We start from the raw sequence: 24,441 nt of genomic DNA on the forward strand, positions 1-24,441 counted from the left end.
TCGAACAGGTACCTGCCTCGAGAGCCAGCGAGCCTGGCGGCTGCGGTGAGTAGGCCCACCGAGGTTCGGGTCCGGGTCCCGGCGTCGTCGGCCAACCTCGGGCCGGGGTTCGACACCCTCGGGCTCGCACTGGGTCTGCACGACGAGGTCGAGGTCTCCGTCGCGACGGACGGCGTGATCGTCGAGGTCGACGGGCAGGGCGCAGCGGGCGTGCCCCGTGACGAGCGGCACCTCGTCGTGCGGGCCATGCGCCGCGCCTTCGAGGTGTTCGGCGGTGCGCCGCCCGGCCTGCACCTGCGCTGTCGCAACGCGATCCCGCACGCGCGGGGTCTCGGCAGCTCGGCGGCGGCTGCGGTCGCCGGTGCGGCGGCCGCGGCAGCCCTGGCGGGCCGTGACGTCGCCACCGAGCGCGAGACGTTGCTGCAGCTCACGGCCGGCATGGAGGGGCACGCGGACAACGCCGCGGCGAGCCTGCTGGGCGGGTTCGTCGTCGCCTGGGACGAGGGCGGGAACAAACCGGACCGGTTCGGCGCTGTACGGCTCGACGCACAATCGTCGATCGCCCCCGTTGCCCTGGTTCCGGACGTCGAGTCCTCCACGGCGACGACCCGCGGGCTCCTGCCCGATCGGGTCCCGTTGGCGGACGCGGCGTTCACCGGAAGTCGCACGGCGCTCGCCGTGGTCGCCTTCACCGAACGCCCGGAACTGCTGTTCCCCGCCACCGCGGACCGGCTGCACCAGGAGTACCGCCGTCCGGCCTACCCGGAGTCGGCCTCGCTGGTCGACGCGCTACGGGCGGCGGGCGTACCGGCCGTGATCTCCGGCGCCGGACCGACCGTCCTGGCGCTGACTACGGACGGCGCGCTGCCGCCCGAGCTCGACCTGCACGGCTTCACCGTGCTGCGGCTGCCGGTCGATCCGTCCGGCGTCGCGGTCGAGGTCACGTGACCGTGATGTGGACGGCGTGTCGGGCGGGGGTGTTGTTGCCGCCGTTGACGGATACGTCTACCCTCGGCAGCGCAACGGCGATCCATGCGTTTCCGCATGGCCACTCGAGCCGGGCAGAAAATAATGTAGAGCCCGCAACCGCCCGAGCGGCCCTTCAGCGGAAGTGTGTCGTTCGTCGTCCTGCCCGTTCGGGACGGCCGCCGACGCCGCGTTCACCCCGACAGTCGTCCGGCACACCGTCCGGATGAGCATGTAATCCGCTGACCCGGGAATGCCCCCGGTCGGTCAGGAAGGACCTTCGTGAGCGAGACTGATCTCGTCACCGCCGGTACCGCGCCCGAGGCGGGCGCTCCGGACACCACGGGCGGCTCTGCCGCCCCCGCCCGCCGCAAGGGCCTGAGCACCATGGTGCTCGCCGAATTGCGCCAGCTCGCGGGCGAACTGAACATCGCGGACACCGCGAAGATGCGCAAGGGCGACCTGATCGCCGCGATCAAGGAGCGCCAGGCGGGTGGTCCCGCTCCGCAGCTCCCGCTGCCCGAAACCGCTGCCACCAGCACGAACGGTGCCGGCACGGCGGAGTCCGCCATGGACGAGGCGCCCGCGCCGACTCGGCGCCGTCGCGTCGCGTCGCGTCCTGCCGGCTCGCCGCGCAAGGGTGCAGCGGCCGCCGACGGCGACGCGCAGGCCACGTCCGACGAGGCCTCCGGCGCGCCCGTCGAGGTGCCCGCTGCCGAGGTGGCCCCGCCCGTCGAGGCGGCCCCGCCCGTCGAGACGGCCCCGGAAGTCGCTGCTCCCACGGTCGCACCGCCCGTCGAGCCGACCCCCGAGGTCGCTGCAGCCGCACAGCCGGCCGAGGCGCCCGCCGAACCCGTCACCCCCGCCGCCGTCGAGACCGACGGCGAGTCCATCCCCCGACGCTCGCGCCAGCGCCGTACGCGCGGCGAGCGGACCGACCGCGCCGATCAGGGCGAGAACGGTGCATCTGTGGCCTCTCCGACCGTCGACGTCACTCCCGAGACCACCGCGGAGGGCACCGGCGACGGCGGCCGGCGCGAGGCCGGCCGGGAGAACGGGCGGACCCGCGGCGACCGTGGTCCGCGCACGGACCGCACGGACGACCGCGGACCGCGCACCGACCGGATCGAGCGCAGCGACCGGACCGACCGGACCGACCGGACCGACGAGCGCGGCAGCCGCACGGACGACCGCAACCAGCGCGACGACCGGAATCAGCGCGACGACCGGAATCAGCGCGACGACCGCAACCAGCGCGACGACCGCAACCAGCGCGACGACCGCAACCAGCGCGACGTCCGCGACAACCGCGATGTGCGGGACAACCGGGATGTCCGGGACAACCGCGAGGTGCGGGACAACCGCGACGTGCGGGACAACCGCGACGTGCGGGACCGCGACGACGACGGGGACGACGACGGTGACGGCCGCGGCCGCCGCGGGCGCCGGTTCCGTGACCGCCGCCGGGGTCGCGACCGCGACCGCACCCCCCAGGGCGGCCAGGGCGGCGGCCAGAGCACGGTCGACACCGAGGTCCGCGACGACGACGTGCTGCTGCCCGTCGCCGGCATCGTCGACATCCTCGACAACTACGCGTTCGTCCGGACCACCGGCTACCTGGCCGGTCCGACCGACGTCTACGTGTCGCTGTCGATGGTTCGCCGCTACGGCCTGCGCCGCGGCGATGCCGTCACCGGCGCCGTCCGGCAGCCGCGCGAGGGCGAGCAGAGCCGGCAGAAGTTCAACCCGCTGGTCCGCGTCGACTCCCTCAACGGGCAGGACCCCGAGTCGACCCGCAACCGGCCCGAGTTCACCAAGCTCACCCCGCTCTACCCGAACGAGCGGCTGCGCCTCGAGACCGAGCCGCACAAGCTGACCACCCGCGTCATCGACCTGGTGATGCCGGTCGGCAAGGGCCAGCGCGCCCTGATCGTGTCGCCGCCGAAGGCCGGCAAGACCACGATCATGCAGAACCTCGCGAACGCGATCACCACGAACAACCCCGAATGCCACCTCATGGTCGTCCTCGTCGACGAGCGGCCGGAGGAGGTCACCGACATGCAGCGGTCGGTGAAGGGTGAGGTCATCGCCTCGACGTTCGACCGGCCGCCGTCGGACCACACCACGGTCGCGGAGCTGTCGATCGAGCGGGCCAAGCGCCTGGTGGAGATGGGCCACGACGTCGTCGTGCTGCTCGACAACATCACCCGCCTCGGCCGCGCCTACAACCTGGCGGCGCCCGCGTCCGGCCGGATCCTGTCCGGCGGTGTCGACTCGACCGCGCTCTACCCGCCGAAGCGCTTCCTCGGCGCCGCGCGCAACATCGAGGGCGGCGGCTCGCTGACGATCTTCGCGACGGCGCTCGTCGAGACCGGCTCCACGATGGACACCGTGATCTTCGAGGAGTTCAAGGGCACGGGCAACGCCGAGCTCAAGCTGGACCGCAAGATCGCCGACAGGCGCGTCTTCCCGGCGATCGACGTCGGCGACTCGGGCACTCGTAAGGAAGAGCTGCTCATGTCGCCCGACGAGTACGCCGTGATGGTCAAGCTGCGGCGGGTGCTGAGCGCGCTCGACGACCAGCAGGCCATCAACCTGCTCCTCGAGCAGCTGCGCAAGACGCGCACCAACATCGAGTTCCTGATGCAGGTGGCGAAGAACACCGCCATCGGCGAGGACTGACGTCCGTCCGACGCCTCGGGAATCGCCCGGGGCGTCGGATGGTTGAATGGACTGTCACGCACACGGGCTCCGGTTCACCTCGCCACGCGGGGACCCGGCGCCACATTCTCGGAAGGACATCCCTGTGCGCAGCGGAATTCACCCCGACTACCACGAGACCACGGTCACGTGTGGTTGCGGTAACTCGTTCACGACCCGTAGCACCGCGAAGAGCGGTCACATCCATGCGGAGACGTGCTCAGCCTGCCACCCGTTCTACACGGGCAAGCAGCGCATCCTGGACGCCGGCGGTCGCGTCGCCCGCTTCGAGGCGCGCTACGGCAAGCGCCCCGCCCGCGGCAACAACTAGCTGAACCGACGGCGCCCACCATCCTGGTGGGCGCCGTTCGCATGTCTGCCGTACGTATCCCAGGAGGGCCCATGACCGCGTCCCTCGACGCCCTGCTCGACGAGCACGCCGAGCTGGAGCGCGCGCTGGCCGACCCCTCCGTGCACGCCGACGCCGCGCAGGCCCGCAAGCTGGGCCGGCGCTACGCCGAGCTCGGCCCGGTCGTGGCTGCGGCACGGGAGCTGGCGGCGGCCCGAGACGACGAGGTCGCCGCCCGGGAGCTGGTGAGCGAAGACCCGTCGTTCGCCGAGGAGGCCCGCGAACAGCACGCCCGTGTGGAGGAGCTGGAGACCCGGCTCGCCGAGCTGCTCGTGCCCCGCGACCCGCACGACGCCGACGACGTGATCATGGAGGTCAAGTCGGGGGAGGGCGGCGAGGAGTCGGCGCTGTTCGCCGGCGACCTGGTGCGGATGTACCTGCGCTACGCCGAGCGGCACGGCTGGAAGGCCGAGATCCTGGGCGGCACCGACTCCGACCTCGGCGGCTACAAGGACGCCACGCTGCTGATCCGTTCCCGCGCGTCCGACCCGGTCGGCGTGTGGTCGGCACTGAAGTTCGAGGGTGGCGTGCACCGCGTGCAGCGGGTGCCGGTCACGGAGTCGCAGGGTCGCGTGCACACGTCCGCGGCCGGCGTCCTCGTCTACCCGGACACCGGCGACGACGCCGCCGTCGAGATCGACGACAAGGACCTGCGCATCGACGTCTTCCGCTCGTCGGGGCACGGCGGGCAGAGCGTCAACACCACCGACTCCGCGGTGCGGATCACCCACCTGCCCACCGGGATCGTCGTGTCGTGCCAGAACGAGCGCTCGCAGCTGCAGAACCGCGCGCGGGCGATGGAGGTGCTGCGGTCGCGGTTGCAGGCGCTGGCCGAGGAGGAGGCCGCGGTGAAGGCCTCGGCGGAGCGGCGTTCGCAGGTGCGCACCGTTGACCGCTCCGAGCGGATCCGCACGTACAACTTCCCGGAGAACCGGATCTCCGACCACCGGATCGGCTACAAGGCGTACAACCTCGCCGCTGTGCTGGACGGCGACCTCGGCGACGTGCTCGCGGCCCTGGCGGCGGCGGAGCGGGCCCAGTCGGTCGGAGCAGGGCCCGTCGCGGTCTGACATGACCCGCCACCCCCTTCGGTCCGCCGTCCGCGAGGCCGAGAACGTCCTCGCCTCCGCGGGCGTGGCCAGCCCGCGGGTCGACGCCGAACTGCTCGCCGCGCACGTCGTCGGTGTGCCCCGCGGCCGGCTGATCATGGTGCCGCTCGTCGACGAGCCGGTGCTGGAGCGCTACCGGGAACTGGTGGAGCGGCGCGCAGCCCGTGAACCGCTGCAGCATCTGCTCGGCACGGCGGTGTTCGGCCCGGTGACCCTCGCCGTCGGACCGGGGGTGTTCACCCCGCGCCCGGAAACCGAGCTGCTGCTGGAGTGGGGGCTGAAGACGATCGCCGACGTGACAACGCCGCTGGTCGTGGACCTGTGCACGGGGTCGGGCGCGCTGGCGCTGGGCGTCGCCGCCGCCCGGCCGGACGCGACGGTGCACGCCGTCGAGGTGGATCCCGCGGCGTTCGCGTGGGCCCGCCGCAACGTCGAGACGCACGTCGCGGCGGGAGGTACGCCGGTCACGGTGCACGCCGCGGACGTCCGGGAGGCGGATCTGCTGCCCGAGCTCCGAACCCGGGTCGACCTGCTGCTGTGCAACCCGCCCTACGTCCCCGACGGCACTCCGGTGCCGCCGGAGGTGGCCGATTGGGATCCGCCGGGCGCGGTGTTCGGTGGCCCCGACGGCCTGGAGATCATCCGGGCGGTCGTGACGGCGGCGTCGGCGCTGCTGCGGCCCGGTGGCGCGCTGGGGATCGAGCACGACGACACCCACGCCGACGCGATGCCGGACCTGCTGCGCGGGTGCCCCGCGCTGGCGGATGTCGAGGAGCACGCCGACCTGGCGGGCAGGCCCCGCTTCGCGACGGCTCACCGCATCCGTTCTGCGGCGTCCTGATCGGACGACCGGCACGTTCGTCGGAACCTATGCGACGACTGTGCCGCTCGTCGGATCGCGCGGGCGGGCGTGGCCCGTGAGGCGGAAGGGCGGCTCGATGTAGCGAAAGCGGCGTTCGGTGCGTCGAACGCACCCGACGCCGCTTTCGCTACATGGGCGGCATACCCTCGCGCGCGTGACCGCGCCCGCCGTCCCGCCCACCTACGACTGCGCCGACCCCGATGCGCGGCTCGCCGGACTCGCCGCCGCAGCCAACGCGGTGCGGTCGGGTCGGCTGGTCGTGCTGCCGACCGACACCCTCTACGGCCTGGGTGCCGACGCGTTCTCCGGCGCGGCGGTCCGGTCGCTGCTCACCGCCAAGGGGCGGGGGCCGGACATGCCGGTCCCGGTGCTCGTCGGCTCGTGGAACACCATCGACGGCCTGGTCACGAGCGTGCCCGCGGCCGCACGGGAGCTGGTGGAGGCGTTCTGGCCCGGCGGGTTGTCGCTCGTGCTGCCGCACGCCCCCTCGCTGACCTGGGATCTGGGCGTCACCCGGGGCACGGTGATGTTGCGGATGCCCCTGCACCCCGTGGCGCTGGAGCTGCTGCGCGAGATCGGGCCGATGGCCGTGTCGAGCGCGAACATCTCCGGCCGTCCGCCGGCCACCACCGTCGCCGAGGCCACGGAGCAGCTCGGCGGCTCGGTCGCGGTGTACCTCGACGGCGGGCCGTGCCGGGTGGGGGTCGCCTCGACGATCGTCGACCTGACCGGCGACGAGCCGAGGGTGCTGCGCGAGGGCGCGGTGCCGTTGGCGGCGGTCGCCGAGGTGCTGGGCCGCGAGGTCGCCACCGCCTGACCGCCGGACCCGCCCCGGCCTGTGTCGAGCGGCCCCCTGCGTCAGGAAGGCCACCTTCAGGGCACGTGACGTCCTGAAGGTGGCCTTCCTGACATATCGAGCACCTCACCCGGGCGGTAGGCCGAGCAGGTCGCCCAGCCGCTCCACCGCACCGCGGAAGAACTCCTCGTGGCGCTCCACGACGTTGTGCGTCTGCCCGAACAGCTCGAAGCTCACCAGCCCGAACAGCGCCGTCCAGGCCTGGACGGCGCGGGCCGCCGCGGACGTGCCGGGATCGGTCGGGAGCCCCACCGACTCGGCGGCGCCCGGAGTCAGGGTCGCGTCCGCCCCGCCCGTCCCCGGATCGACGACGCCCGCCGCGAGCCCGTCGACCACGATCCGGCTGAGCAGCACCCCGACCCGCGACGCCGGCCCCATGGTGGTCTCGGGCGCCGCGTACCCCGGCACCGGCGAGCCGTAGACCAGCGCGTACTCGTGCGGGTGCGCCAGCGCCCAGTCGCGGACCGCGCCGCACACCGCGTGCAGCCGTGCTCGCAGGTCCACTCGCGGCGCGGCGGCCTCGGTCTCCTCGGCGGCGGCGCCCAGCGCGTCGTAGGCGTCGACGATCAGGGCCGTGAGCAGGTCGTCCCGGCTGGGGAAGTACCGGTAGACCGCTGACGACGCCATGCCCAGCTCGCGGGCGACGGCCCGGAGGGAGAGCCCCGCCGCGCCCTCCGTGGCGAGGTGCCGCCGGGCGGTGTCGGCGATCTCACGGGTCAGGGCGGCCCGGACACGGGCGCGGGTTCCGGCGGCGGTCACCGGGCGAGTCTGGCAAGGATGCGGATCGCCGACAACAACAGAGAGCGGTGCTCCGGCGGCGTGCTCAGCAGGGCGTCCAGCGGGCGGACGGCGCTGTGAGAGACTCGAAGCGGCCGCAGATCGTGGCGAGGAGGAGTACGACGATGCCGATCGACCAGCCCGACCTCATCGTCGAGCGCTACCTCCGCCGGCTCGGCGGTGGCCGTCCCGACCCCGCCGCGCTGACGTTCTTCGCGTCGCTGGACCAGATGCGGTCGGTGGACCCGCTGGTCGCCGACCGGGTGGTCGCGGAACTCGTCGACCAGCGCTCGAACATCAAGCTCATCGCGAGCGAGAACTACGCCTCGCTGGCCGTCCAGCAGGCCATGGGCAACCTGCTCACCGACAAGTACGCCGAGGGGTCGGCCGGGCACCGGTTCTACGCCGGCTGCGACAACGTCGACGCCATCGAGTCGCACGGCGCGGACCTGGCGAAGGCGCTGTTCGGCGCCGACCACGCCTACCTGCAGCCGCACTCGGGCATCGACGCGAATCTGGTCGCCTTCATCGCGATCCTCGCCACCCGGGTCGAGGAGAGCTTCCTCGAGCGGCTCGACGTGAAGAACGTCTCCGCGTTGTCCGACGAGCAGTTCGCCGAGCTGCGCACCGAGCTGCACGACCAGCGCCTGCTCGGCATGGACTACTACTCGGGCGGCCACCTCACCCACGGCTACCGGTTCAACATCTCGTCGCGGCTGTTCGACGCCCGCGGGTACACCGTCGACCGGGAGACGGGCCTGCTCGACCTCGACGCGCTGCGCACGCAGCTGCACGAGGTCCGCCCGCTGATCCTGCTGGCCGGCTACAGCGCCTACACGCGAAAGATCGACTTCGCGAAGATGCGCGAGCTCGCGGACGAGGTCGGCGCCACGTTCATGGTCGACATGGCGCACTTCGCCGGGCTCGTCGCCGGCAAGGTGTTCACCGGCGCCTACGACCCCGTGCCGCACGCGCACGTCGTCACCAGCACCACGCACAAGACCCTGCGCGGCCCGCGCGGCGGCATCGTGCTCTCCTCGGCCGACTACGCCGACGCCGTGGACAAGGGGTGCCCGGCCGTGCTGGGCGGCCCGCTGCCGCACGTGATGGCCGCGAAGGCGCTCGCGCTGAAGGAGGCGTCGCAGCCGTCGTTCCAGGAGTACGCGGCGCGCATCGTGGACAACGCGCGCGCGCTCGCCGACGGGCTGCAGCGGCGCGGGGCCCGCGTGGCGACCGGCGGCACGGACAACCACATCGTGCTGGCCGACGTCGCGTCGTCGTTCGGGCTCACCGGCCGCCAGGGCGAGTCCGCCCTGCGCGCCGTGGGCATGACCCTGAACCGGAACTCGCTGCCCTTCGACGCCAACGGCCCCTGGTACACCAGCGGCCTTCGGCTGGGGACCCCGGCGCTGACCACGCTTGGCATGGGCACCGACGAGGTCGACGAGATCGCGGACGTCGCCGTCGAGGTCCTGCGGGCGACCACGCCCGTCAGCGTCAACGGCAAGCCGGGCAAGGCGAAGTACGAGACCGAGGCGAAGGTCGTGCAGGAGGCCCGCGCGCGGATCGCGGCGCTGTGCGACAAGTTCCCGGTCTACCCGGAGATCGACCTCTCGATCGTCGAGGGCTAGCAGCCGGTGGACCTCGCGCAGCAGGCGCCGGTCATCGGATCGGCTGTTCTGCCGCTGCGCGAGTACCTGCTCACCGGGCTGACCGCGACGGTCGTGACGTTCCTGCTCACCGGGCCCGTGCGGGTGCTCGCCGTGCGGCTGGGGGCGGTCGCCTGGCCTCGCGGCCGTGACGTGCACTCCACCCCGACCCCTCGTTGGGGCGGCCTGGCGATGCTCGGGGGAGTGCTGGCCGGCGTGCTGCTGGCCTACCAGCTCCCGGCGCTGCGGTTGGCCTTCGACTACTCGGACGAGGTCGTCGGCGCCCTCGTCGCGGTGGTCGTGCTCGGAGCCGTCGGGGTGCTCGACGACCGTTTCGAACTCGACGCGATCACCAAGCTGGCCGGCCAGACGACCGCGGCGGGCGTGCTGGTGCTGGCCGGGGTGCAGTGGGTGACGTTCTGGATCCCGTGGGGCGGTGGCGGGACGGGGATCTCGGGCTCGTTCCTCATCCTGGGCGAGACCCAGGGCGTGCTGCTCACGGTGGTGCTGACCGTCGCGCTGATCAACGCCATGAACTTTGTCGACGGGCTCGACGGCCTGGCGGCCGGGATCGGGCTGATCGCGGCGTCCGCGACCGCGCTGTTCGCGATCGGGCTGGTGAAGGCCAACGGCAACGACCCGGGGGCTTACTCGCCTGCGCTGCTCGCGGTGGTGCTGGCCGGCGCGTGCCTGGGCTTCCTGCCGCACAACTTCAACCCCGCCCGGATCTTCATGGGCGACTCGGGCTCGATGCTCATCGGGCTCATGCTGGCCGCGGCGACGACGACGGCTTCGGGCCGGATCCTGCCCGACGCCGACACGTCCGCCACGGACGTCATCGCGCTCTTCGCGCCGCTGCTCGCCGGCGCGGCCGTGGTGTTCGTGCCGCTGCTGGACCTGCTGATGGCCGTCGTGCGCCGGACCCGCAAGGGCATGAGCCCTTTCTCACCGGACAAGATGCACCTGCACCACCGCCTGCTCGAGATCGGGCACAGCCACCGTCGCGCGGTGCTGCTCATCTACCTGTGGGCGGGTGTGCTGGCTTATGGTGCGGTCGCGCTGGCGCTGATCGCCGACCCGTTCGTCGTGCTGTGGGCGGTGGGCATCGGGCTCCTGGTGGCCGTGCTCGCCTCCGCCGTACCGCGACTGCGAGCCCCGAGATGACTGCGGGCCCCGAGATGAGGGCCGTGCCCGTGACGAGAGAACAGGCCGATGACGACCCCTCCTCCTGAGCAGCAGGACGCTCCGCACGTCAAGACCGTGCTCCGCCTGGCGGCGGTGATGCAGCGCCACGCGCTGCTGTTCAGCGTGCCGCTCGCCGTGGCCGCCGTGGTGCTGGGCGCCGTGCTTCGCGGGACGTCAGGCCTCGTCGGCGCCCTGCTCGGGGCGGTGCTGGGGCTGGCGGCCGGCCTGGTCACCACGCTGGTCATGCGCGGCACCGCCCGCACGTCGCCTGCGGGTGTGATGATCGGCGCAATGACGTCGCTGGCAGGCAAGATCCTGCTGCTGATGGTGTTCCTGGTCGCCTTCCGGGGCACGACGCTGTTCGACAACCAGGCCTTCGGGTTCACGCTGCTCGCGGTCACCGTCGGGTGGATCGCGGGCGAGGTGGTCGGCTTCGTCCGCGCCAAGGCGCCGGTTCTCGATCTCTAGGCGCTCCGCCTACCAGGCAGGTAATCGTCCGGTTCGTGCCCCGACGCTACGATTGCGTCACCCGCCCGAGGGGTGTTCTACTGCGTGTAGAGAAACATCGCGCAGGCGACCTCCCGCTCGGCGGGAGGGCGTCGTGCGTACCCGGCCGTGGCGGTCCTACCTGGTGAGAGCAGGTTCGCTTGGCTGATAGGGTGCGCCGTGATGAAGGCGGACCGGTCCTCCGGCGGGGGAGCCACACCCCCACCGGGCGACGCCTGGAACGCCTTGTCCTACCTCTTGTCCGGTTTCCTGCTGTTCGGCGGGATCGGGGTGGGGTTGGACGCTCTGTTCGGCACGCGGTGGGGTACGCCGGTCGGCCTGCTGGCCGGTGGAACCGCCTCTGCGTACCTGATTTATGTCAGGTACGTTAAGTCATGATCGTCTCGATCTTGTCGTCCGGGTCACGGTTCGGCGACGGGACCGGAAGGAGCGCTTGGTGACCAATTTGGCCACCGCACCGGGAGGACCGGCACCGGGCTTCGAGGCCCCTGGAGTCGGAGACTTCGATCTGCCGCCGATCGCGGGTATCGAGGGGCTGACGAAGCCGGTTCTGCTGCTCGTCTTCTCGGCTGTGATCATCTACGTGCTGTTCCGGCTCGCGGTGCGCAACGTGCAGCTCGTCCCGGGTAAGGCGCAGTTCCTCGGCGAGTCGTTCCACGGCCTGGTGCGCAACACGATCGCGCGCGACATGATCGGCCCGGAGTTCCTGAAGTACGTGCCGTTCCTGACGGCGCTGTTCGCCTTCATCCTGGTGAACAACCTCTTCGGGATCATCCCGCTGATCCAGTTCCCGACGTTCTCGCACCCCGGCATGCCCTACGCCCTCGCCCTGATGGTGTGGCTGATGTACACCGTGATCGGGATCCGGCACCACGGGCTCGGTGGCTACCTGCGGATCTCGACGTGGCCGCCGGACGTGCCGTGGTGGGTGCGGATCATCCTCACGCCGATCGAGTTCATCTCCAACATCATCCTGCGGCCGGTCACGCTCTCGCTGCGACTGTTCGGCAACATGTTCGCGGGCCACCTGCTGCTCCTCGTGTTCATCCTCGGTGGCGAGTACATGCTCTTCGTCGCCGACGACCTGGCGCTCAACGTGCTGTCGCCGTTCGCGTTCGGCATGGGCATCGTTTTCACGTTCTTCGAGGCCTTCGTCCAGGTGGTGCAGGCCTACATCTTCGTCATGCTCACCGCGTCGTACATCGGCACGGTGCTCGCCGACGAGCACTGAGCGGCTCCCCGTCAGACCTCCAGGAAATCCCCGAAAGGAATCATCGACATGACCGGAAGCCTGAACGTCGTCGGGTACGGCCTCTCGGCCATTGGCCCGGGTATCGGCGTCGGCATCGTGTTCGCCGCGTTCATCAACGGCGTCGCCCGCCAGCCCGAGGCCCGTGGACAGCTGCAGGGCATCGCGTTCATCGGCTTCGCGCTCTCCGAGGCGCTGGCCATTCTGGGCCTCGTTCTCGCCTTCGTTCTCTAGTCGGCAGTGACTAGTCGGCCGGCGGCGCCGAGTCGGCGAAGGAGACACTCGTGAACTTGATCATCGCGGCCGAGGGCGAGCTCAACCCCCTCATCCCGCACACCGTCGAGATCGTCGTCGGGACGATCGCGTTCCTCTTGCTGTTCTGGCTGCTCGCCCGATCGGTCTTCCCGCAGTTCGAGAAGGTCTACGCCGAGCGCACGGACAAGATCGAGGGCGGTCTGAAGCGGGCCGAGGAGGCCCAGGAGCAGGCCGCCGCGCTCAAGCGGCAGTACGAGGAGCAGCTGGCCGGCCTGCGAGCCGAGGCGGCGCGCATCCGCGACGACGCCCGTGCCGACGGCAACCGGATCCGGGCTGAGCTGCGCGAGCAGGCCGAGCAGGAGGCTGAGCGCATCCGTCAGCGCGGCGAGGAGCAGCTGGCCGCGCAGCGTGCGCAGGCCGTGCGCCAGCTCCGCGGCGAGATCGGCGGACTGTCCGTGCAGCTGGCCGAGCGCATCATCGGCACGTCGCTGGCGGACGACAGCCGGCGCCGCGACACGGTCGACGCCTTCCTCGGCGAGCTGGACCGGCAGGCCGACGACACCCGCCGCGCGACGATCTGGACGGGTGGTGCGGGCTGATGGCCCTCGCCCTCCAGGCGGCCAGCCGGGAGTCGCTCGCCGACCTGAGCGCCCGGCTCGACGTGTTCATCGGGCAGGTCGGCGTGGCGGACCTCGACCGGCTGGCCGACCAGCTGTTCTCCGTAGCCCGGCTGTTGTCGGGCGAGACCACGCTGCGGCGGCACCTGGCCGACCCGGCGGTACCGCAGGAGTCGCGCACCGGGCTCGTCGAGCGCCTGCTCGGCAGCAAGCTGGACCGGCCCGCGCTGGAGGCGGTCGCCGCCGCGGTGGCGGAACGCTGGTCGCGGCCGGTGGACCTGGTGCACGCGCTGGAGGCGCTGGCCCGCAACGCGGCGCTGGGGTCGGCGGAGAAGGGCGGCCGTCTCGACGAGGTCGAGGACGAGCTGTTCCGCTTCGGTCGGATCCTGGATGGTCAGCCCGAGCTGGCGGGGTTGCTCGCCGACACCTCCCGTCCGTTGGACGGGCGGACGGCGCTGCTGGACCGGCTGCTGGCGGGCAAGGTCACACCGGCTACGGCGACGCTGCTGCACCAGGCGGTGTCGCTGCCCCGCGGCCGGCACCTCGACGTGATCGCCGAGGAGCTGGCCGAGCTGGCCGCGGCGCGCCGGGAGCTCTCGGTCGCCCGCGTCGCCACCCCGGTGCGGCTGACCCCCGAGCAGGAACAACGGCTGACGACCAGCCTCTCGCGTCTCTACGGCCGTCCGATGTCCCTGCAGGTCGAACTGGACGAAGCCCTGCTCGGCGGGCTGGTCGTCCGGGTCGGCGGCGAGGTGATCGACGGCAGTGTCGCAGGACGGATCGAAGCTGCTCGGCGTCACCTGCCCCGGTGACACGCACGCACGAACAGCGAAACAGCGAAGATAAGGACAACGCGCAGTCATGACAGAGCTGACGATCTCCCCGGAGGAGATCCGGAGTGCGATCTCCAGCTACGTCTCGACGCTGGAGACCGGGACCTCACGCGAGGAGGTCGGCGCGGTCGCCGACACCGGTGACGGCATCGCCCACGTCGAGGGCCTGCCCTCGGCGATGACGAACGAGCTGCTGGAGTTCTCCGGCGGCGTGCTGGGCGTCGCGCTGAACCTGGACGTCCGCGAGATCGGTGCGGTGATCCTCGGCGACTACGGCGGCATCGAGGAGGGGCAGCCGGTGAAGCGAACCGGCGAGATCCTCTCCGTGCCCGTCGGCGACGGGTTCCTCGGCCGGGTCGTCGACTCGCTGGGCAACCCGATCGACGGCCTCGGCGACATCGAGCCCGAAGCGCGGCGCGTCCTCGAGCTGCAGGCCGCGGGCGTGATGGACCGCCAGAGCGTCGGCGAGCCGCTGCAGACCGGCATCAAGGCCATCGACGCCATGACCCCGATCGGTCGTGGCCAGCGCCAGCTCATCATCGGCGACCGCAAGACCGGCAAGTCCGCCGTCTGCATCGACACGATCATCAACCAGAAGCAGAACTGGGCGACCGGCGACCCCAAGCAGCAGGTCCGCTGCATCTACGTCGCGGTCGGTCAGAAGGGCTCCACGATTGCCGGCATCCGCGCCTCCCTCGAGGAGGCGGGCGCGCTGGAGTACACGACGATCGTCGCGTCGCCGGCGTCGGACCCCGCCGGCTACAAGTGGATCGCCCCGTACACCGGCTCCGCCCTGGGCCAGCACTGGATGTACCAGGGCAAGCACGTCCTCATCGTGTTCGACGACCTGTCCAAGCAGGCCGAGGCGTACCGCGCGATCTCGCTGTTGCTGCGCCGCCCGCCGGGCCGCGAGGCCTACCCCGGCGACGTCTTCTACTTGCACTCCCGCCTGCTCGAGCGTTGCGCGAAGCTGTCCGACGAGCTCGGTGCCGGCTCGATGACCGGTCTGCCGATCATCGAGACCAAGGCGAACGACGTGTCGGCCTACATCCCGACGAACGTCATCTCGATCACCGACGGTCAGGTCTTCCTCGAGTCGGACCTGTTCAACCAGGGTGTCCGGCCGGCGATCAACGTCGGTATCTCGGTGTCGCGGGTCGGCGGCGCCGCCCAGATCAAGGCGATGAAGCAGGTGTCCGGGTCGCTGCGGCTGGACCTGTCGCAGTACCGCGAGCTGGAGGCGTTCGCCGCGTTCGGCTCCGACCTCGACGCGGCGTCCGCGGCCGCCCTGGGTCGTGGCGAGCGGCTGGTCGAGCTCCTCAAGCAGTCGCAGTACTCGCCGTTCCCGGTGGCGGAGGAGGTCGTCTCGATCTGGCTCGGTACCTCGGGCCAGCTCGACTCGGTGCCCGTCGCGGACATCCGGCGCTTCGAGGGCGAGTTCCTCGACCACCTGCGGCGCAACGAGAACGGGATCCTCGACGAGATCCGGGATACCGGCAAGCTGCCCGACGAGGCGATCGACCGGCTCAAGGGCGTGGTGAAGTCGTTCAAGAACGACTTCACGGCGGCGGACGGGTCGGCGGTCGTCCCCAAGGAGGAGCAGCCCGACGCGTTGGCCGAGAACGAGGTCGACCGCGACTCGGTCAAGGTCAACCGGCCGGCGCCGTCCGGCAGCAGCTCGGGCTGAGCCCGGAAGGTCCAGGGGCGGAGACATGGCAGCACAGATCCGTGTGCTGCGGCGGCGGATCAAGTCGACGCAGTCCATCAAGAAGATCACCCGCGCGATGGAGCTCATCGCGACGTCCCGGATCGCGAAGGCGCGGGCGCGGGTGGACGAGTCCAGGCCCTACGCCGAGCAGATCACCGCGGTCCTGACCCAGCTCGCCCAGCGGGCGGCGCTGGACCATCCGCTGCTCGTGGAGCGGGAGAACACGAAGAAGGCCGCGGTCCTGGTCGTGACCAGCGACCGCGGCCAGGCCGGCGGGTACAACAACAACGTGCTCAAAGAGGCCGAGGCGCTCCAGCGGCTCCTGCGCGAGCAGGGCAAGGAGCCGGTCCTCTACGTCATCGGGCGCAAGGCCGTGAACTACTACCGGTTCCGCCGCCGCGAGGTCACCGCCTCGTGGACGGGGTTCTCCGAACAGCCCAGCTACGCGAACGCGGCCGAGGTCACCCGCGTGCTCGTCGCGGCCTTCATGGCCGGTGCGGGTGAGCGCGGCGAGGACGAGGCGATCGAAGACAGCGGCGTGGACGCGGAAGACGTCGTCGCCGTGGACGAGCTGCACCTCGTGTACACGCGCTTCCAGAACATGGTCACCCAGATCCCGACCGCCCGGCGGATGGCGCCGCTGCAGGTGGAGTACGTCGACGCGAACGAGATCACCGGTGAGCGCGAGGGTGAGGGCGACGACGAGGAGCAGCGCGCGGTCCCGGACGACGGGGTGCACCGGCTCTACGAGTTCGAGCCGAGCGCGGACACGCTGTTCGACGCCCTGCTGCCGAAGTACATCGGCGCCCGGCTGTTCGCCGCGCTGCTGGAGTCGGCGGCGTCGGAGTCGGCCGCGCGGCAGCGTGCGATGAAGGCCGCCACGGACAATGCGAACGAATTGATCCGTAGTCTGACGCTGGAGGCCAACCAGGCCCGTCAGGCACAGATCACCCAGGAGATCAGTGAGATCGTCGGTGGCGCCGACGCTCTCGTCAGCGCAGGAAGTGAGGATCGATGACCGTCACCGCTGATACCGAGACCACCACCGGTCGGGTCGTCCGGGTCACCGGCCCGGTCGTCGACGTGGAGTTCCCCCGCAACACGATCCCGGAGCTCTACAACGCCCTCACGGTCGACGTAGCGCTCGAGACCGTCGCGAAGCGACTGACCTTGGAGGTCGCCCAGCACCTGGGCGACAACCTGGTCCGGACGATCTCGATGGCGCCGACGGACGGTCTCGTGCGCGGCCAGGAGGTCACCGACACCGGCGGGCCGATCTCGGTGCCGGTCGGTGACCAGGTCAAGGGCCACGTTTTCAACGCCCTCGGCGAGTGCCTCGACGTCCCCGATCTGGAGCTGACCGGCGAGCGGTGGGGCATCCACCGCAAGGCGCCGAACTTCGACCAGCTCGAGGGCCGCACCGAGATGCTGGAGACCGGCATCAAGGTCATCGACCTGCTCACCCCGTACGTGCAGGGCGGCAAGATCGGCCTGTTCGGCGGCGCCGGCGTGGGCAAGACGGTGCTCATCCAGGAGATGATCACTCGCGTCGCGAAGAACTTCGGCGGCACGTCGGTGTTCGCCGGGGTGGGCGAGCGCACCCGCGAGGGCAACGACCTCATCACGGAGATGACCGAGTCGGGCGTCATCAACGACACCGCGCTGGTGTTCGGGCAGATGGACGAGCCGCCGGGCACCCGTATGCGGGTCGGTCTGTCGGCGCTCACGATGGCGGAGTACTTCCGCGACGAGCAGAACCAGGACGTGCTGCTCTTCATCGACAACATCTTCCGGTTCACGCAGGCCGGTTCCGAGGTCTCGACGCTGCTCGGCCGCATGCCCTCCGCGGTGGGCTACCAGCCGACGCTGGCCGACGAGATGGGCGAGCTGCAGGAGCGGATCACCTCCACCCGCGGCCGGTCGATCACCTCGATGCAGGCGATCTACGTGCCCGCCGACGACTACACTGACCCGGCGCCGGCCACCACGTTCGCCCACCTCGACGCGACGACGGAGCTGTCCCGGCCGATCTCCCAGAAGGGGATCTACCCGGCGGTGGACCCGCTCACGTCGACCTCGCGGATCCTGGCCCCGCAGTACATCGGCGACGAGCACTTCCGGGTGGCCAACGAGGTCAAGCGGATCCTGCAGAAGTACAACGACCTGCAGGACATCATCGCCATCCTCGGCATCGACGAGCTGTCAGAGGAAGACCGCCAGCTGGTCGGCCGAGCCCGGCGCATCGAGCGCTTCCTGTCGCAGAACCTCTTGGTCGCCGAGCAGTTCACCAACCAGCCGGGTTCGACGGTCCCGGTCAAGGAGACCCTCGAGGCGTTCGACAAGATCGCCAAGGGTGAGTTCGACGACGTGCCGGAGCAGGCGTTCTTCCTCTGCGGCGGCCTCGAGGACCTGGACCGCAACCGCAAGAAGCTGCAGGGCTGAGTAGAACGGGTTTTGGTCACATGGCGGACATGCACGTGGAGCTCGTCGCGGTCGAGCGGCGGCTCTGGTCGGGCGAGGCGAACTTCGTGCTCGCCCGCACCACCGTGGGCGACATCGGCGTGCTGCCCGGTCATGAGCCCACGCTCGCGCAGATGGAGGACGCCGGCGTGGTGCGGATCGACGCCACGGACGGCACGCAGCTGACGGTCGCGGTGCACGGAGGGTTCCTGTCGATCACCCCCGAGGGCGTGACCGTGCTGGCCGAGTTCGCCGAGCTGGCCGAGGACATCGACGTCGCCCGGGCGCGCAAGGCGCTCGAGCGTGCCGACTCCGAGGATCCCGAGGGCGTCGCGGCGGCGAAACGGGCTCAGGCGCGGCTCAGAGCCGCCGGCGAGGCCGAGTAGGAAGGGCTGGCTGCCGGCGATGGGAGAAACGGAGCTCGTCGCCGGCTTGCTGCTTGCCCTCTGTCTCCTGCTCGCGATCTGTCTGGTCGTACGACGAGTGCGGCTGATCCGGGGCGGCGGCGTGGACGTGAGTCTGCGCCGCCGCCCTGCCGTTTCGCGGGGGCCGGACAGCGGCTCGGGCTGGCAGTCAGGAGTAGGCCGCTACCGCGGCGACGACCTGGCCTGGTTCCGGCTCACCAGCCTCTGGCCCGGCCCCACCATGGTGGTGGACCGGACGGTGCTGGAGATCGTGGACCGCCGGATCCCCACGGAGGCCGAGTCCGTCACGCTGCCCACCGCGGGCGTGGTGCTCCGGTGCCGCACGCCGGCGGGCGCCCTGGAGCTGGCGATGGCCCCGGGTGTGCTGACGGGCTTCCTCGCGTGGCTGGAGGCCACCCCACCGGGTCGCACGGGCTACCGCCAAGCTTCCTGACGGGTCGACGGGTCGACGGGTCAGCCGGCGTCGGGGCCGCCCGGCCGCCACAGGACGTCGCCACCCGGGTTCGCTGCCCGGCCCAGGATGAACAGCAGGTCCGAGAGCCGGTTGAGGTACTGGGCCGTCAGGGGGTTCGTGCGCTCGGCGTCGACGTCCAGCACGGCCCAGACGGAGCGCTCGGCGCGACGCGCGACCGTCCGCGCCACGTGCAGGTACGCGGCGCCGGGCGTCCCGCCCGGGAGGATGAACGAGTCGAGCTTCGGCAGGCCCTCGTTGAACTCGTCACACCAGCCCTCGAGCCGCGTCACGTAGTCGTTGGTCACCCGCAGCGGCGGGTACTGAGGCTCCTTCCCGCCCACCCTCTCCGTGATCGGGTTGCACAGGTCCGCACCCACGTCGAACAGGTCGTTCTGCACCTGGCGGAGCGGCACGAGCACCTCGTCCGCGAGGGCTCCGACGGTGACGGCCACGCCGATCGCGGCGTTGCACTCGTCGGTGTCGGCGTAGGCCGCGAGCCGGACGTCGGTCTTGCGGACGCGGGTGAAGTCGCCGAGCGCGGTGGTGCCGTCGTCGCCGGTCTTGGTGTAGATCCTCGTCAGGTGCACGGCCATGTCTCGACGGTAGAGGTGCTCCGGACGGAATGGGTGCCCAGGACCGTGTCGAGCACAGACGGTATCCGGCCGGGCCGGGTCCGGAGCCGGACGCTAGCGTCGTCGGCCGTGGTGGAGCATTTCGCGGTACGAGGCGGTGCCCGGCTCGTCGGGTCCGTCGACGTGGTGGGCGCCAAGAACAGCGTCCTCAAGCTCATGGCGGCGGCACTCCTCGCCGAGGGCACGACGACGATCACGAACTGCCCTGAGATCCTCGACGTGCCGCTGATGGCCGACGTGCTGCGCAGCCTCGGCTGCACTGTGGCCGTCGACCACGACACGGTGACGATCGACGTCCCCGCCGAGCCGGGGGCGCAGGCCGACTACCGGTCGGTGTCGAAGCTGCGGGCGTCGGTGTGCGTGCTCGGGCCGCTGGTGGCGCGGTGCCGACGGGCGGTCGTCCCCCTGCCCGGCGGCGACGCGATCGGCTCGCGGCCGCTCGACATGCACCAGGCCGGGCTGCGCAAGCTCGGGGCGACGACCGAGATCGAGCACGGCAGGGTCGTCGCGGAGGCGGGGGACCTGCACGGGGCGCAGATCTGGCTCGACTTCCCCAGCGTCGGCGCCACCGAGAACATCCTCATGGCCGCCGTGCTCGCCGAGGGCACCACGGTGATCGACAACGCGGCCCGCGAGCCCGAGATCGTCGACCTGTGCACGATGCTCCAGCAGATGGGCGCCAAGATCGAGGGCGTCGGGAGCTCGACGCTGACTGTGCACGGTGTCACCAGCCTGCAGCCCACCGAGCACCGCGTGATCGGTGACCGCATCGTGGGCGCCACGTGGGCGTTCGCCGCGGCGATGACGCAGGGGACGGTCGCCGTCCGCGGCGTCGACCCGCACCACCTCGACCTGGTGCTCGACAAGCTGCGCACGGCCGGCGCGGACGTCACCGTCGGCCTGGAGGAGTTCACGGTCGCGATGTCCGGCCGGGCCCGGGCCGTCGACTTCGTCACGCTGCCCTACCCGGGGTTCGCCACGGACCTGCAGCCGATGGCGATCGCGCTGGCCGCGGTGGCCGACGGCACGTCGATGATCACCGAGAACGTGTTCGAGGCCCGCTTCCGGTTCGTCGACGAGATGATGCGCCTGGGTGCGGACGCGCGGACGGACGGGCACCACGCGGTCGTCCGCGGCGTCGAGCGCCTGTCGAGCGCGCCGGTGTGGGCCAGCGACATCCGCGCAGGCGCCGGACTGGTGCTGGCCGGGCTGTGCGCGGACGGCGAGACCGAGGTGTGGGACGTCGCGCACATCGACCGTGGCTACCCGCGCTTCGTCGAGAACCTGCGCGCCCTGGGCGCGGACATCGAGCGGGTGGCCGCAGACCCCGTTCGCTGATCGGACGGGGGCACGAGACCGGGGCCTTTCGGTCGGCGGGACGGATCGGCTCAAGTCCCCCGGTCTCGTGCCTCCGGTTGGGAAGTGTCCAGTTCGGGAATCACCCGCTCGGGCGATGCCCCTTTGCTCAACGAGGAGGACTGGACCGATGACGGACGCTGCCGGAACAGCACGACAGGTGGCCAAGAGCCGGCCGGTGAAGGTCGGCGCGCGCATCGGCCTCGTGGCCTACGGGATCACGTATCTGCTCATCGCCTGGCTCGCCCTGCAGGTGGCGTTCGGCTCGAGCGGGGAGCAGACGGACCAGAACGGTGCGTTCCAGACGATCGCCAGCGAACCGTTCGGGCAGGTCCTGCTGTGGATCCTCGTCGTCGGGTTCGTCGCGGTCGCCCTGTGGCGCCTCGAGCAGGCGGTCTTCGCCACGGCCGGCGTCCAGGACCAGAAGGAGCAGATCAAGAAGCGGGTCGAGGCCGGGGCCCGGGCCGCCGTCTTCATCGGGTTGGCGATCATCGCCGCCCGGACCGCGATGGGTGCCGGTGAGCAGGGCACCGGGCAGGAAGCCGCCGGGGGTGTGCTGGGCTGGCCGGGCGGGCAGTTCCTCGTCGGCGCGGTCGGGCTGGTGCTCATCGCCATCGCGGTGGTGAAGGCCAAGCACGGCTGGGAGAAGAAGTTCCTGGAGGACATGGACCTGCCGTCGGACCAGCACGCCCGGACGGTGGTCGAGCGGCTCGGGCAGGTCGGCTCCGTCGCGAAGGCCGTCGCGCTCGGCCTCATCGGTGTGCTGGTGGTGGTCGCGGCCGTGCAGTTCGACGCGTCCAAGGCGAACGGCCTCGACCCCGCGCTGAAGGGGTTGGCCGGCCAGCCGTTCGGGATGATCCTGCTGGCGATCGTGGCCGTCGGGCTCGCCGCCTACGGCGTGTTCTGCTTCTTCGACGCCAAGTACCACCGCGTCTGAGTCGTCGCGGTTCGGGTCCTAGCCGAGCGCACCCCTGCTGAGCACGACCCGGGCGGCCTTCAGGTCGTCCGGGAACACCAGGATGCGGTAGGCGGGCCCGTCGCGGCTCAGCGTGGCGCGGATGCCTGCGGCGGCGAGCCGACCCTGCAGCACCTCGGCCGCGATGGCGCCCGGCACCCGCGAGACCTCCTCCAGCAGGCCGAACGCGTCGGGGTCGTCGGGATCCGCCAACCGCGCCGTCGGCACCTGCCGGTCCGTCCCGAACGTCCACCGCAGTGCGACGACCACGACCGCCATCAGCAGCAGGCCACCGAGGATCACCCAGATCCGGGCTGACGCATCGGGCACCGACCCAGTCTCCGCCTCCTCGCGCAACGCCGCCATGCACGATGTGACCCACTTCAAAGGACGTCCGACTTGTGGGCGTGCGACCGTAGGATCAAGCGGCCAGCTGGTCCTCGAGGTGGAGGTGTCCGGTGCCGTACCCGACCGATCGTGAACGCGACCGACCCTGGGTCATCCGCACCTACGCCGGCCACTCGTCGGCCGCGAAGTCGAACGAGCTCTACCGCCGGAACCTGGCGAAGGGGCAGACCGGGCTGTCGGTGGCCTTCGACCTCCCGACGCAGACCGGCTACGACCCGGACGACGAGCTCGCCCGCGGCGAGGTCGGCAAGGTCGGGGTGCCGATCAGCCACCTCGGCGACATGCGGACGCTGTTCGACGGCATCCCGCTCGCCGGGGCGAACACGTCCATGACGATCAACGCGCCGGCGATGTGGCTGCTCGCGCTGTACGTGGCCGTCGCCGAGGAGCAGGGCGCGGACCGCGCGCAGCTGGCCGGGACGACGCAGAACGACATCGTCAAGGAGTACCTGTCGCGGGGCACCTACGTCTTCCCGCCCGCGCCCAGCATGCGGTTGATCACCGACATGATCGCCTGGTCGTACACCAACATCCCGAAGTGGAACCCGATCAACATCTGCAGCTACCACCTGCAGGAGGCCGGGGCGACCCCCGCGCAGGAGCTGGCCTACTCGCTGTCGACGGCGATCGCGGTGCTCGACTCCGTGCGCGACTCCGGCCAGGTCCCCGCCGCGGAGTTCGGCCGGGTCGTCGGGCGCATCTCGTTCTTCGTCAACGCCGGGCTCCGGTTCGTCGAGGAGATGTGCAAGATGCGGGCCCTCGCCCAGCTCTGGGACGAGATCACGCGCGAGCGCTACGGCATCACGGACGCGAAGACGCGCAGGCTGCGCTACGGCGTGCAGGTCAACTCGCTGGGCCTGACCGAGGCGCAGCCGGAGAACAACGTCCAGCGCATCGTGCTGGAGATGCTCGCGGTGACGCTCTCCCGGGACGCCCGCGCCCGCGCCGTCCAGCTGCCCGCCTGGAACGAGGCGCTGGGCCTGCCGCGGCCATGGGACCAGCAGTGGGCGCTGCGGATGCAGCAGGTGCTGGCCTTCGAGACCGACCTCCTGGAGTACGAAGACCTCTTCGACGGCAGCCGCGTCGTCGAGGCCAAGGTCGCCGATCTGGTCGAGGGCGCACGCGTGGAGATCGACCGCGTCCAGGAGATGGGCGGGGCGGTCGCGGCCGTGGAGTCCGGCTACATGAAGGGCGAGCTGGTGCGCTCGCTGGCGGCGCGGCGGCGGCGGATCGAGTCGGGCGACGACGTCGTCGTCGGGGTGAACCGGTTCGAGACCACCGAACCCAGCCCGCTACAGGCCGACGGGGCCGGCGCGATCGAGGTCGTCGACCCGGCGATGGAGTACGCCGCGGTCGAGGCGATCCGGGTGTGGCGGGCCGGGCGCGACGCGGCCACGGTGGCGGTGGCGCTGGACGACCTGCGCGACGCCGCCCTGAAGGATTCCATGGGGACCGACGCGAACCTCATGGAGGCGTCGATCGCCTGCGCGAAGGCCGGAGTGACGACGGGCGAGTGGACCGGGGCGCTACGCGAGGTGTTCGGCGAGTTCCGGGCGCCCACGGGCGTCGCCGCGGCGGTCGCGAGCGAGGCGGTGGGGGAGATCGCGACGGTGCGGGCACGGGTCCGCGCGACCGGCGACGAGCTGCACCAGCGGTTGCGCATGCTGGTCGGCAAGCCCGGTCTCGACGGGCACTCCAACGGGGCCGAGCAGGTGGCCGTGCGCGCCCGCGACGTCGGATTCGAGGTCATCTACCAGGGCATCCGACTCACCCCGGCGCAGATCGTGGCCGCCGCGGTGCAGGAGGGCGTGCACGTCGTCGGCCTCTCGATCCTGTCCGGATCGCACCTCGAGGTCGTCCCCGCGGTGGTCGAGGGGCTGCGCGCTGCGGGCGTCGACGACGTCCCGGTGGTCGTGGGCGGGATCATCCCGCCCGACGACGCCGCCGCCCTGCGCGAGCGCGGGGTGGCCGCGGTGTTCACGCCGAAGGACTACCAGCTCACCGGGATGATGGACGAGATCGTGACGCTGGTCCGCGCCGCCCAGGGGCTCTAGCCTTAACGCTGCGTG

24 protein-coding genes are annotated in these 24,441 nt (G+C 71.3%); 21 read left to right on the forward strand and 3 right to left on the reverse strand.

Annotation, left to right across the window (positions count from 1 at the left end):
• The first annotated feature begins 45 nt into the window (after nucleotides 1-45).
• From thrB to RM445_RS16515, 6 genes are all read left to right on the forward strand, one after another.
• Nucleotides 46-948, forward strand: a complete 903-nt coding sequence (gene thrB / locus RM445_RS16490; RefSeq protein WP_311557280.1) for a homoserine kinase — start codon at nucleotides 46-48, stop codon at nucleotides 946-948.
• 300 nt (nucleotides 949-1,248) lie between these two features.
• Nucleotides 1,249-3,648, forward strand: a complete 2,400-nt coding sequence (gene rho, locus RM445_RS16495) for a transcription termination factor Rho (RefSeq protein WP_311557282.1) — start codon at nucleotides 1,249-1,251, stop codon at nucleotides 3,646-3,648.
• 124 nt (nucleotides 3,649-3,772) lie between these two features.
• Nucleotides 3,773-3,997 carry a 50S ribosomal protein L31 gene (rpmE, locus tag RM445_RS16500; RefSeq protein ID WP_311557283.1) on the forward strand — a complete coding sequence of 75 codons (225 nt, stop codon included), beginning with the start codon at nucleotides 3,773-3,775 and terminating at the stop codon, nucleotides 3,995-3,997.
• Nucleotides 3,998-4,068: 71 nt separating this feature from the next.
• The gene (prfA, locus tag RM445_RS16505) at nucleotides 4,069-5,145 is read left to right on the forward strand and encodes a peptide chain release factor 1 (protein WP_311557285.1); all 1,077 of its coding nucleotides are present in this window, start codon (nucleotides 4,069-4,071) and stop codon (nucleotides 5,143-5,145) included.
• Nucleotide 5,146: 1 nt separating this feature from the next.
• A complete protein-coding gene (prmC, locus tag RM445_RS16510) occupies nucleotides 5,147-6,025 on the forward strand; it encodes a peptide chain release factor N(5)-glutamine methyltransferase (protein ID WP_311557287.1) in 879 nt (292 codons plus the stop codon).
• A 175-nt stretch (nucleotides 6,026-6,200) separates the two neighbouring features.
• Complete coding sequence (locus tag RM445_RS16515; RefSeq protein WP_311557289.1) at nucleotides 6,201-6,863, forward strand: L-threonylcarbamoyladenylate synthase; 663 nt, start codon at nucleotides 6,201-6,203, stop codon at nucleotides 6,861-6,863.
• Between the two features lie 105 nt (nucleotides 6,864-6,968).
• On the opposite strand, the gene RM445_RS16520 is transcribed toward RM445_RS16515, so the two are convergent.
• Nucleotides 6,969-7,661, reverse strand: coding sequence for a TetR/AcrR family transcriptional regulator (locus RM445_RS16520; protein ID WP_311557290.1), 693 nt, complete (start codon nucleotides 7,659-7,661; stop codon nucleotides 6,969-6,971).
• A 143-nt stretch (nucleotides 7,662-7,804) separates the two neighbouring features.
• On the opposite strand from RM445_RS16520, the gene RM445_RS16525 reads away from it, so the two are divergent.
• From RM445_RS16525 to RM445_RS16580, 12 genes are all read left to right on the forward strand, one after another.
• Nucleotides 7,805-9,310 carry a glycine hydroxymethyltransferase gene (locus RM445_RS16525; RefSeq protein WP_311557292.1) on the forward strand — a complete coding sequence of 502 codons (1,506 nt, stop codon included), beginning with the start codon at nucleotides 7,805-7,807 and terminating at the stop codon, nucleotides 9,308-9,310.
• 6 nt (nucleotides 9,311-9,316) lie between these two features.
• Complete coding sequence (locus tag RM445_RS16530; protein ID WP_311557294.1) at nucleotides 9,317-10,492, forward strand: glycosyltransferase family 4 protein; 1,176 nt, start codon at nucleotides 9,317-9,319, stop codon at nucleotides 10,490-10,492.
• Nucleotides 10,493-10,540: 48 nt separating this feature from the next.
• Nucleotides 10,541-10,981 carry a hypothetical protein gene (locus RM445_RS16535; RefSeq protein WP_311557295.1) on the forward strand — a complete coding sequence of 147 codons (441 nt, stop codon included), beginning with the start codon at nucleotides 10,541-10,543 and terminating at the stop codon, nucleotides 10,979-10,981.
• 475 nt (nucleotides 10,982-11,456) lie between these two features.
• Entirely contained in the window at nucleotides 11,457-12,251 is a 795-nt protein-coding gene (atpB, locus tag RM445_RS16540; RefSeq protein WP_311557296.1) for a F0F1 ATP synthase subunit A, read from the forward strand.
• Between the two features lie 48 nt (nucleotides 12,252-12,299).
• Nucleotides 12,300-12,503 (forward strand): ATP synthase F0 subunit C, encoded by a 204-nt coding sequence (atpE, locus tag RM445_RS16545; RefSeq protein WP_169412857.1) that lies wholly within the window; start codon nucleotides 12,300-12,302, stop codon nucleotides 12,501-12,503.
• 59 nt (nucleotides 12,504-12,562) lie between these two features.
• Complete coding sequence (locus tag RM445_RS16550) at nucleotides 12,563-13,123, forward strand: F0F1 ATP synthase subunit B (RefSeq protein ID WP_311557485.1); 561 nt, start codon at nucleotides 12,563-12,565, stop codon at nucleotides 13,121-13,123.
• Nucleotides 13,123-13,953 carry a F0F1 ATP synthase subunit delta gene (locus tag RM445_RS16555; protein ID WP_311557298.1) on the forward strand — a complete coding sequence of 277 codons (831 nt, stop codon included), beginning with the start codon at nucleotides 13,123-13,125 and terminating at the stop codon, nucleotides 13,951-13,953. Before RM445_RS16550 ends, RM445_RS16555 begins: the two co-directional genes overlap by 1 nt.
• A gap of 49 nt (nucleotides 13,954-14,002) precedes the next feature.
• The gene (gene atpA, locus RM445_RS16560; RefSeq protein ID WP_311557300.1) at nucleotides 14,003-15,661 is read left to right on the forward strand and encodes a F0F1 ATP synthase subunit alpha; all 1,659 of its coding nucleotides are present in this window, start codon (nucleotides 14,003-14,005) and stop codon (nucleotides 15,659-15,661) included.
• A 25-nt stretch (nucleotides 15,662-15,686) separates the two neighbouring features.
• Nucleotides 15,687-16,700, forward strand: coding sequence for a F0F1 ATP synthase subunit gamma (locus RM445_RS16565; protein ID WP_311557302.1), 1,014 nt, complete (start codon nucleotides 15,687-15,689; stop codon nucleotides 16,698-16,700).
• Nucleotides 16,697-18,124, forward strand: coding sequence for a F0F1 ATP synthase subunit beta (gene atpD / locus RM445_RS16570; protein ID WP_311557303.1), 1,428 nt, complete (start codon nucleotides 16,697-16,699; stop codon nucleotides 18,122-18,124). Before RM445_RS16565 ends, atpD begins: the two co-directional genes overlap by 4 nt.
• A gap of 20 nt (nucleotides 18,125-18,144) precedes the next feature.
• Nucleotides 18,145-18,528, forward strand: a complete 384-nt coding sequence (locus tag RM445_RS16575; protein WP_311557305.1) for a F0F1 ATP synthase subunit epsilon — start codon at nucleotides 18,145-18,147, stop codon at nucleotides 18,526-18,528.
• Nucleotides 18,529-18,547: 19 nt separating this feature from the next.
• Nucleotides 18,548-19,000: a DUF2550 domain-containing protein gene (locus tag RM445_RS16580; protein ID WP_311557306.1), complete on the forward strand. Its 453-nt coding sequence runs from the start codon at nucleotides 18,548-18,550 to the stop codon at nucleotides 18,998-19,000.
• 20 nt (nucleotides 19,001-19,020) lie between these two features.
• Here the strand turns inward: RM445_RS16580 and RM445_RS16585 are convergent, their stop codons facing one another.
• A complete protein-coding gene (locus RM445_RS16585) occupies nucleotides 19,021-19,614 on the reverse strand; it encodes a cob(I)yrinic acid a,c-diamide adenosyltransferase (protein WP_311557307.1) in 594 nt (197 codons plus the stop codon).
• A 108-nt stretch (nucleotides 19,615-19,722) separates the two neighbouring features.
• Between RM445_RS16585 and murA the strand changes: the two genes are divergently transcribed.
• Nucleotides 19,723-20,991, forward strand: coding sequence for a UDP-N-acetylglucosamine 1-carboxyvinyltransferase (murA, locus tag RM445_RS16590; protein ID WP_311557309.1), 1,269 nt, complete (start codon nucleotides 19,723-19,725; stop codon nucleotides 20,989-20,991).
• A gap of 148 nt (nucleotides 20,992-21,139) precedes the next feature.
• A complete protein-coding gene (locus tag RM445_RS16595) occupies nucleotides 21,140-21,946 on the forward strand; it encodes a DUF1206 domain-containing protein (RefSeq protein WP_311557310.1) in 807 nt (268 codons plus the stop codon).
• A gap of 18 nt (nucleotides 21,947-21,964) precedes the next feature.
• On the opposite strand, the gene RM445_RS16600 is transcribed toward RM445_RS16595, so the two are convergent.
• Nucleotides 21,965-22,294, reverse strand: a complete 330-nt coding sequence (locus RM445_RS16600; protein WP_311557312.1) for a hypothetical protein — start codon at nucleotides 22,292-22,294, stop codon at nucleotides 21,965-21,967.
• Between the two features lie 128 nt (nucleotides 22,295-22,422).
• Here RM445_RS16600 and RM445_RS16605 point away from each other — a divergent pair, with 128 nt between their 5' ends.
• A complete protein-coding gene (locus tag RM445_RS16605; protein ID WP_311557314.1) occupies nucleotides 22,423-24,426 on the forward strand; it encodes a protein meaA in 2,004 nt (667 codons plus the stop codon).
• The last annotated feature ends 15 nt before the right edge of the window (nucleotides 24,427-24,441 follow it).

Origin of the sequence: Pseudonocardia charpentierae (assembly GCF_031845345.1) — a bacterium.
Classification (GTDB): Bacteria; Actinomycetota; Actinomycetes; order Mycobacteriales; family Pseudonocardiaceae; genus Pseudonocardia; species Pseudonocardia charpentierae.